9 protein-coding genes are annotated in these 8650 nt (G+C 35.8%); 3 read left to right on the plus strand and 6 right to left on the minus strand.

From position 1 onward, the window contains the following. Positions 1-37: 37 nt before the first annotated feature. From CHI06_RS27200 to CHI06_RS31015, 3 genes are all read right to left on the minus strand, one after another. Positions 38-781, minus strand: a complete 744-nt coding sequence (locus CHI06_RS27200) for a GTPase (protein WP_095251769.1) — start codon at positions 779-781, stop codon at positions 38-40. 454 nt (positions 782-1235) lie between these two features. Continuing rightward, positions 1236-1412 (minus strand): hypothetical protein, encoded by a 177-nt coding sequence (locus CHI06_RS30105; RefSeq protein WP_179292803.1) that lies wholly within the window; start codon positions 1410-1412, stop codon positions 1236-1238. A 302-nt stretch (positions 1413-1714) separates the two neighbouring features. After that, a complete protein-coding gene (locus CHI06_RS31015) occupies positions 1715-1903 on the minus strand; it encodes a hypothetical protein (protein ID WP_179292804.1) in 189 nt (62 codons plus the stop codon). Positions 1904-2406: 503 nt separating this feature from the next. Between CHI06_RS31015 and CHI06_RS27210 the strand changes: the two genes are divergently transcribed. Further along, positions 2407-3771 (plus strand): RCC1 domain-containing protein, encoded by a 1365-nt coding sequence (locus tag CHI06_RS27210; protein ID WP_095251770.1) that lies wholly within the window; start codon positions 2407-2409, stop codon positions 3769-3771. 278 nt (positions 3772-4049) lie between these two features. Beyond that, positions 4050-4682, plus strand: coding sequence for a hypothetical protein (locus CHI06_RS27215; RefSeq protein ID WP_095251771.1), 633 nt, complete (start codon positions 4050-4052; stop codon positions 4680-4682). Between the two features lie 533 nt (positions 4683-5215). Here CHI06_RS27215 and CHI06_RS27220 read toward each other — a convergent pair. From CHI06_RS27220 to CHI06_RS27230, 3 genes are all read right to left on the minus strand, one after another. After that, positions 5216-5944 carry a 3'-5' exonuclease gene (locus tag CHI06_RS27220; RefSeq protein ID WP_095251772.1) on the minus strand — a complete coding sequence of 243 codons (729 nt, stop codon included), beginning with the start codon at positions 5942-5944 and terminating at the stop codon, positions 5216-5218. Positions 5945-6169: 225 nt separating this feature from the next. Then, complete coding sequence (gene bioB / locus CHI06_RS27225; protein ID WP_095251773.1) at positions 6170-7162, minus strand: biotin synthase BioB; 993 nt, start codon at positions 7160-7162, stop codon at positions 6170-6172. Positions 7163-7181: 19 nt separating this feature from the next. Next, entirely contained in the window at positions 7182-7772 is a 591-nt protein-coding gene (locus CHI06_RS27230; RefSeq protein ID WP_095251774.1) for a biotin transporter BioY, read from the minus strand. A 215-nt stretch (positions 7773-7987) separates the two neighbouring features. Here CHI06_RS27230 and CHI06_RS27235 point away from each other — a divergent pair, with 215 nt between their 5' ends. Continuing rightward, positions 7988-8428, plus strand: a complete 441-nt coding sequence (locus CHI06_RS27235; RefSeq protein WP_095251775.1) for a GNAT family N-acetyltransferase — start codon at positions 7988-7990, stop codon at positions 8426-8428. Positions 8429-8650 lie beyond the last annotated feature (222 nt).

The following is an 8650-nucleotide window of genomic DNA, read 5'->3' on the forward strand; positions in this document are numbered from 1 at the left end:
CCATATCTTTATCTTTATTCCAAGCTTTCCGCTCCTATTATAATCGGCTCTGCAATCTTCTGCTGGAACTGGCAGTAATCCACGCCAAATTAATTTTTTTTTGTAAATCAACTTTTTGGGCAGCAGTATAAGCTTTTCTTAATTGCTCCGGAAGAAGTTGAAAGGTTATTTCAGATAATTCCTGAAGTCCAAAAGGTTTTTTATATACAAAGCTTCCTTCATTATCATCATCTTCAATAGCATAAGTTTCGGCAAGAACTTTTACCATTTGTTTATAAGGAATTTTATAAGAATTTATTTTATCAAAAAGTGTATTGTCCCTTTTATTAATCGTTTGAGTCAATACGATGATAACTGGCATTTCCTCTGCGATTTCCTTTATCCATTCAATCTCCTCTGTCTCAATACGATAACCAAGTGAATTTATACAATACCAACATGCATTAATTCGGTTAGATATATCGTCACTCTTTTTAAGTGCCTTTATTTCTTTTATTATTTCATTTTTTGTTTTCATTTGTGCCTTTTCGCTTAATTCTAATCCTTGAGTGTCCCATATTGAGATAGGTACCCCTTCTTTTTCGTACTTTATAAGATTTTGTGATACTGGCGTTCCAACACCTGTTGCAGCAATGTTTCCAGAAAAAATTGAATTTATAAGCGTGCTTTTCCCAACTCCGGTTTTACCTACTACAAGGATATTTGGGCGGTGTTTATTTATTTCGTTTACCTGCTTATCAAATATTTCTTTAAAATTAAAATTTACCGCGGTTTTTGACATATCAATACTCCCCCATTATTTTACTCGTATACCCAAATTTATTATAATAGTTAAAATTCGATATTCACCAAATAGTTCCTCTAATTTTCCTTTTTCCATTTTTAATTATGTAGGAACATAATAGGGATCATTATGAAAACAAAAATAACGACCATTGCGGCCGTCATTACATTATTATTTCTTTTAAATACAACCTATTCTGCCGGCAATTCTATTTCCACGCCCAAAAGTTATAGAAATAAAAGAAAAAGAGCAGTCTCCCTATTTCTAGAGCTACTTCTCTTGGACCTTTTTAATAAGTACTATAACCTCGTTTTTTTATTAATGCGCTCTTACAAATCTTGTTATCATAGGAGTTCGTTTCTATGCAGAAGGATGTTCTAGAAATGATTCTGTGATACTTGCAGGATCCGTCAGATGCAAATGACAAAAAAGCACACGATATGATCAGCCTTTAACTATTATCAGTTATATTAATTATCACCAAAAAACAACCTTCACCTATATCAATTAATTGCTGAACTAATGGCATAACTGAAATTCCATAATCCTCAAAGATTTTCCTTTTACTTTCACGAATTGCTTCAACAGGTTCTCTTGTTTCAAATGTGATTTGCTCAATTACTTTCATTCTTACTCCTCCTTATATTTACTTCAACAAATATATTTATCTCTAAGGAAAAATATGACACTAGTCCAATAAAACAATAATCATCCTTGATGTTCAAACTTAACTAAGGACGTATTTCAAGAAAACATATATTCTTAGTACATTGCGTTCTTTTAATTATTCCTTTTAGCCTCTTAAAGTTTAAAAGAGTTTGCAAACTGTTTTCTATTTCTTCGTCAGTAATGCCGATATAGTTGCTATGTCTTTATTTTGTTTGTAATACCAATAACCAAAGGTTTTTCTCATAGTGTGGTTCCGATTCCCTACATTAAGTCACACATTTCAGCTGCTTTATTGAGCTGTCTGTATGATTGGATTCTCGTAATAGGTTTATATCCCTTACGGCCTGGGAATAAACATTCACTATCTAGCGTTTTCATGTAGCCATTCATTTCCTCAAAAATGTTTTGTAAATGGTTTGTACGAGGATTGTCGGTCTTTCCCTCTTTCACGATTACTTTCTTTTTGCCTCTCAAATCCTTTGCTTAAGTTGCAACAAATCACTAACTCGAAGCCTGGTATTTTTATTCCTAGGAGAAACATAATTTAATCATTTTTGGAACGGTGCCGCTTCAAACTCCATTTCGTATCCTCGATTTTTTTTGTATTTTGTTACATTTGAACAATCGCAAAATAATTGGGAATATCAAAGATTCGGTCTATTTTGGAATTACTTTTGCATGTTCAGTTTTAATAGCAAAAGAAGACCGAGCATACACGGTGGTTAATTTCTTTATGGAGGTACAACTTTTACAGGATACGTGAAAAAGCTCTTTACAAATTATTGAAATAAATGTAATTATTAATTAATATCACATTGTTAAGAATAGTATAAATATTCAAACTACAATGAAAGGAGAGCATCCATTTTCACTATTTTTTAATAGAAAACTTTCCCCAATTACAACAAGAATTTTCATAAGTGAAATTTTCTTAAGAAAGAAGAGGTGACTTAATGAAAAAAGTACGTTGTTTAACAAAAACTTTTACTCTACGTCGGATTGAATTAGGTTTAATGGCATTACTTTTAATAATGATGAACCTATTATGTGAAGTAAATCCAGTAAAAGCATCAGTAACATTAACTTTCGAATCTGCACAAAAGTATTCAAAGTTGATCAGTGCAGGGTACGGACATTCCCTTGCATTAAAATCCGACGGGACGATTGCATCTTGGGGGGACAACACTTATGGGCAAACCACTGTACCAGATGGCTTAAGAAATGTGGTGGCTATCCAAGGGGGTGAATACCATTCCCTTGCATTAAAATCCGATGGGACCGTTGTTGCTTGGGGAAGTAATATGTATGAGGAAAGTAATGTCCCAACCGGACTAAATAACGTGTTAGCTATCTCATCAAAATTCTGGCAATCTTTAGCCCTGAAATCTGATGGGACCGTTGTTGCTTGGGGGAGGAACGATGCTGGACAAGCTACTGTCCCGGCTGGCTTACATGATGTGGTAGCTATCGACGCGGGTGACTTCCATTCCCTTGCATTAAAATCCGATGGGACCGTTGTTGCTTGGGGAGATAATTTTTATGGGGAAACTACAATCCCAACTGGACTTAGTAATGTAGTAGGAATCTCTGCAGGAAACTGGCATAGCTTAGCCTTAAAATCAGATGGAACGGTAGTGGCTTGGGGTATGAACGATAAAGGGCAAACTAATGTCCCTGTTGGGTTAACGCTGTGGAATTCAGATCAAACTCCACCTGTTACAACGGACAACGCACCAAAAGATTGGGTTAATAAAGATGTTACAGTAACCTTGACCTCCACTGACTATAGTGGTTCTGGTGTTGCTTCCACGTATTACCAACTAGATAATGGTTCCACAAAGAGTGGAAATTCAATCATTATTTCAGATGACGGCCCCCACACCCTAACCTATTGGAGTGTAGACAATGCTGGAAATGTTGAAGCACAGCATACTGTTACCGTTAGAATTGACAAGACAGAACCTACTTTAAATATTAGTCTAGACAAAACAATTATATGGTCGCCTAATAATCAAATGGTTCCGGTAACGGCTACCATTAATGCTTCTGATGCCACATCAGGAATTGACTCGGTAGTTTTAGCATCAATTACCAGCAATGAACCCCTTCAATCTGATGATATTCAGGATGCAAATTATAATACACCTATTACTGGTTCTACTGACATATTTAAACTTCGTGCAGATCGATTAGGGAACGGTAATCGACGTGTTTATACCATTACTTTTACTGTTTCGGATAAAGCAGGAAATGTGACAAATAAGAGTGTTACCGTAACAGTCCCACATGATCATTCTAAATATTACCCTGGTGGATGAAATCAGGGTAATTTTTTTGATTGTATAAAACGTAAACATATTATTGTTTTTTATTTAGACGAGTGCCTTTTTAAATCCCCCCTCCGAGTACACATTCATATGTGAACATAAGTTATGACACCTCTTGATACGCCTATTTTACAGCCTTTTCCTTACGGAATCTAAACTTTTAAGTTCTAACCCTAGAGAGTTTCGTTTTAAATAAAATTTTTAATATTTCTTATTTTTAAAATACGGTAAAATATTATACAAAAGTATGTGAATTGGCGGTGTAAGTAATGGATGAAATACAAGGAGTATTGAAAAAATGGTTAGCTGATTTGTGTGGTAATGATCAAAAGAATGAACAAAAATTCAGGTCGTTACTTCTTCAGGACAAGAGTCTAGTACGGGAAATAAACACTGCCTATAGGAATCAAGATATATTAGCCACCAAAAATTTGATTGAAAATTTCGCCAATAAAAATAACCTTCTTTTAAGAAACCATCCTATTGTACAGGAATGGAAATCCTATCGGTCAAATTTACTAAATTCTCTTGAGGAAGTAGAAAAAGGAAAATCAACTGAAAAATTAAAAGATGGAAAGTGCATTCAGTGTGATAATGATTTAATTCTAGTTTCATATTCTGCATTTTATTGCAAGGTTTGCAGAAGGACATATTACAAACCGTATTCTTTAAACCAAGTACTTAAGGAATTAAATGATTTATTCGAAGGAATTGACTACTTCAGAGAGGACGAAAATTATTGGTACTTTTTTAGTGGGTTTGAACAAATGAGGGTAAGGAAATTTGATTATAGTCTTTGGTATAAAGATATTACTGAGGGATGGCTTTTTCAACTTGACTTGTTTAATGCAGATATCGGTATGTCAATTGATGCAATCCATGACATGGACGATGGATTTTGATGATATTATATTGAGCTATTATTCTTGATTAACCATAGGCTAAAAGGATCCAATAAAAGTTGAACCGTTTAGCCGTATTCAATTCTTGGGTCGGAAATATTTAATGTATTAATGATTCTTGTAGTAATTATGGGTTACATTCCTGCTAACTGCTGTTTTGCCTGCTCCAAGCGGCTTTAGGTTCTTTGTACTTCGGGTATCCGTGTTTTCCTAGCACCTTTTAAATATACAAACGCATCCTTGTCTGGGCTTGCTCTTTTTTGTCCCAACCGTGTGTACCGTGTTCTCTTACCGTTTCAGACAAATCTTTAAACTGGAAGTGCACGTGAATCGGAATATATAACATCTCCATTTTCGTCCTTACCTAGACTCTTCACAAAAAAACGGCTGCCTGTTGTTACTCAGGAGCCGGGCATTATTACTCATATTTCTCGAACCCCGTGTTTCATTGTACCGTTACACATAGGGCATGCTTTGGAGTCTATTAGGGTTTCCTCATAAGTTTGGATCCTCTGCCAAGCAATACACTTTGTTCAATCCCAAATTAATATTTTCTCTTTCACTTTAGTATTTTCTATCTTTGATTTAGCATAAGAACTTCTTTTACTGATATGCTGACTTATGTTAGGTTTCTTTGTTTCTTCACTTTTTTCAGTAAAGACATTCATAATGAATCTTGATATCTCGACATTACCATCCCTATATATACGAGGTGAGCTTATATATAATTCTTCTTCTGCTCTTGTTATTGCTACATACGCAAGGCGACGTTCTCCTTCTATTGCTACACTATTCTTTTGTTTTTCTTTTATGATGATGTCTTTTCTTGAGTCTGCCTCTAAAGAGGAACTGTGAGGCAATATATTTTCTGATGCCCCTATGAGATATACCACTGGAAACTCTAAACCTTTTGATTTATGAATGGTCATTAATTTTACCACATCTGCTTTTGGATCCTTACGAAGTTCTTCCATCTCTTTGTTCTTTTTTATGATTTCATCTACGAAGTTTACAAAACTTTGAATCGAATGGAAACGGCCGGCAGATGACTCAATTTCTGAAAGTGTATCTTGTATCATTTCTTTGTGCATCGTAAGATTTTTTCGTCCATCTGCTTCCAAATATTTATCGTAAAATCTCCGTATTTCCTTTACAGCAGCATTAGGTGCCATTTCTTTCATCTGGCGAATTAATTGAATTCGCTCAAAAATTTGTGTTTTTTGGTATTCCTTCATAACTAGGACATGAAAGTATAAGTACAACTGAAAAAACCTACTCACATTTAACCGCAAGCCTAGAAAAAGAAGCTTCTCAAAAATTCAGCGAATTAATGAATAGCTTATTGAAATAGGCAATAAAAATGTTTCGGGGACAGTCTCGGGGACAAATCGAAGATTGATTTTCTTATAAACTTGATATATCAAAGTTTTTATGTCAAAAAGGACATCATCTAAGGATGATGCCCAGATATTTCTTCAATTATTTTTTTATACATTTATGATTTCTTTAACAAAATCCACCTCAAAACCTAAATCCTCAAGCATTTGATGATCTGTAGTAGTTTCTTGTCCAGAAGTGGTTAAGTAATCTCCTACAAAGATTGAATTCGCTGCATATAATCCAAGCGGCTGCAAACTTCCTAGGTTAACCTCTCGTCCACCAGAAATTCTGATTTCTTTTGTTGGATTCACGTACCGCATAAGAGCAAGGACCTTCAAGCAGTACCTAGGATTCAACTCTTTAGTTCCTTCTAGCGGAGTACCATCTATTGCATGGAGAAAATTAACGGGAATGGAATCTGCATCTAATACCTTTAGACTCATTGCCACGTTTACTACATCCTCTTTCGTTTCCTTCATACCAACGATTATCCCTGAACAAGGAGAAATCCCTGATGCTTTCACTATCTCAACAGTATTAACTCGATCATCATAAGAGTGTGATGTGGTGATGGAGTCGTGGTGATCTTCTGAGGTGTTTAGGTTATGGTTGTAGCGGTCAACACCAGCTTCCTTCAGCTTGGCTGCTTGGTCTGGTCTTAATATTCCCAGGCAGGCACAAATCTTCAATTGATATTTGTCCTTTATTTCCTTTACCGCTGAAACAACTTGGTCTAATTCACGATTACTAGGACCGCGTCCGCTCGCTACAATACAATAGGTACCAGCATGAAGCTGATAAGCTTGGTCTGCTCCTTTAAGGATGGTATCTTTATCAACCATTCGATATTTTTGAATCGGAGCATTAGAGATACTTGATTGCGAACAATAGCCACAATTCTCAGGACAAAGACCTGATTTCGTATTAATTAACATATTAAGCTTAACCTTATTTCCATAATAATGATGGCGAATTAAGTAAGCTCCCTGCAATACCTCTAATAACTCCATATCCGAGGAATGAAGAATACTTAATGCTTCCTCTTTTGTAATATCATGACCATTTAGCACCTCTAAAGCCAATTCACTCCATTTACTCATAACAATCCCTCACTTATTTTTAACTCACTTTTCTAACATTGCTAGTTTGACTTCTATTCAAGGTACGTTTTAACCTATGCCCCATAACTCCTGCAAAAACTGCTAGAATGATATCTTTTGGCAGTGGCACAACCATCCATAACCAAGCCATTTTATAGGTGAACCCATCTGGAGCAGAAGCCCAAATTTTATAAGCTGCATACATCCAGTTCGTGCCGAAAACATAGTTGATTGCCATTCCTATAAGTGCTGCGAAAGCATATACTCGAACTGTATTTTTCATTTTTTCAATTATGTAACCCGTAGCATACGCTGTAAAAACATAAGAAACAATAAAACCAAATGTAGGCCTCAAGAAATGGCCAAGTCCTCCACCAAATTGAGCAAATACTGGAACTCCTACTAAACCAACAAATGCGTAGACCATCATGGCAATGGCTCCCAATCTACTGCCCAGAACCACTCCTGCTAAAATAGCAAAAAATGTTTGCAGCGTAATGGGTACTCCCCCCACCACCATGAATGGTGCAATGGCTGTAATGTTAGCCCCTACAGCCATTAGAGCCACAAACATTGCCGCTAACGTAAGATCAATCGTTCTAAGTTTCATAACTAGCCCCCCAAACGTTCATTAAATTAAGAATAATTGGTATGTTAACTTATGTCAACCAAAAATATCAATAGGTTGACATAAAAGTTTATTCATAACTGGATTATGCCCGTCTTGATTCAATCAGTACCCACATATAACCTATTTTCATACTATAGGTTAGGTATTCGACTAGATGAGATTATACTGGCTTTTCAAAGGAGATGAAAAGGAAAATGACGATTAGAAAAGCAACCTACGAGGAAACTCAACGGATCTTGAATTATCATTTAGTGGTATTAAAAGAGGCCACCATGGGTTACGTTAAGCCAAGCCGTGAAAAAGCGATTGAAATGATGACTCCTTTTTTAAATGGCGGTGGTTATTACCTTGTTCGGGTTAAAAATAATGTTATTCAGGGCTGGGTGGGATTAGGTCGCATCATTGATCAAAACACGGATGAAGAGGTTGGCTTTATCAATGAAATGTATGTACTCCCACCCCATCGCAAACAGGGTGCTGCCGAAAAATTATGTAAAGCAGCTTTCATCCAGTTACGAGCGGAAGGCCATAAAAAAGTCCAATTGAATGTTTATGCCGGAAACCATGCCAAACATCTTTACGAAAAGCTGGGGTTTAAAGATGTTTCCACCCTAATGTCAAAAAACTTAGATTAAATTTTGTAATGTTTTTACTTAATAGGTATAACAGAAAAATCTAATGACCCTTTACATCTCTCAACTGATTTAAGGGGAATCAAATTCCTTCTCTGATGACCGTTAATACTATTTTTCTGGTTCAATGGGAATCAGATTCCCTCTCTAATGACCGTTAATACTATTGGTTCAATGGGAAACAGATTCCCTCTCTGATGACCACAAACACTATTTTTCTAGTTC

This window comes from Bacillus sp. 7884-1 (genome assembly GCF_002272245.1).
Taxonomy (GTDB): Bacteria; Bacillota; Bacilli; order Bacillales; family Cytobacillaceae; genus Neobacillus.

What these genes read in the sequence shown, in the direction of transcription:
- CHI06_RS27200 (WP_095251769.1), bottom strand. Translation starts at nt 781, where the DNA reads ATGTCAAAAACCGCGGTAAATTTTAATTTTAAAGAAATATTTGATAAG.
- CHI06_RS30105 (WP_179292803.1), bottom strand. Translation starts at nt 1,412, where the DNA reads ATGAAAGTAATTGAGCAAATCACATTTGAAACAAGAGAACCTGTTGAA.
- CHI06_RS27210 (WP_095251770.1), top strand. Translation starts at nt 2,407, where the DNA reads ATGAAAAAAGTACGTTGTTTAACAAAAACTTTTACTCTACGTCGGATT.
- CHI06_RS27215 (WP_095251771.1), top strand. Translation starts at nt 4,050, where the DNA reads ATGGATGAAATACAAGGAGTATTGAAAAAATGGTTAGCTGATTTGTGT.
- bioB (WP_095251773.1), bottom strand. Translation starts at nt 7,162, where the DNA reads ATGAGTAAATGGAGTGAATTGGCTTTAGAGGTGCTAAATGGTCATGAT.
- CHI06_RS27230 (WP_095251774.1), bottom strand. Translation starts at nt 7,772, where the DNA reads ATGAAACTTAGAACGATTGATCTTACGTTAGCGGCAATGTTTGTGGCT.
- CHI06_RS27235 (WP_095251775.1), top strand. Translation starts at nt 7,988, where the DNA reads ATGACGATTAGAAAAGCAACCTACGAGGAAACTCAACGGATCTTGAAT.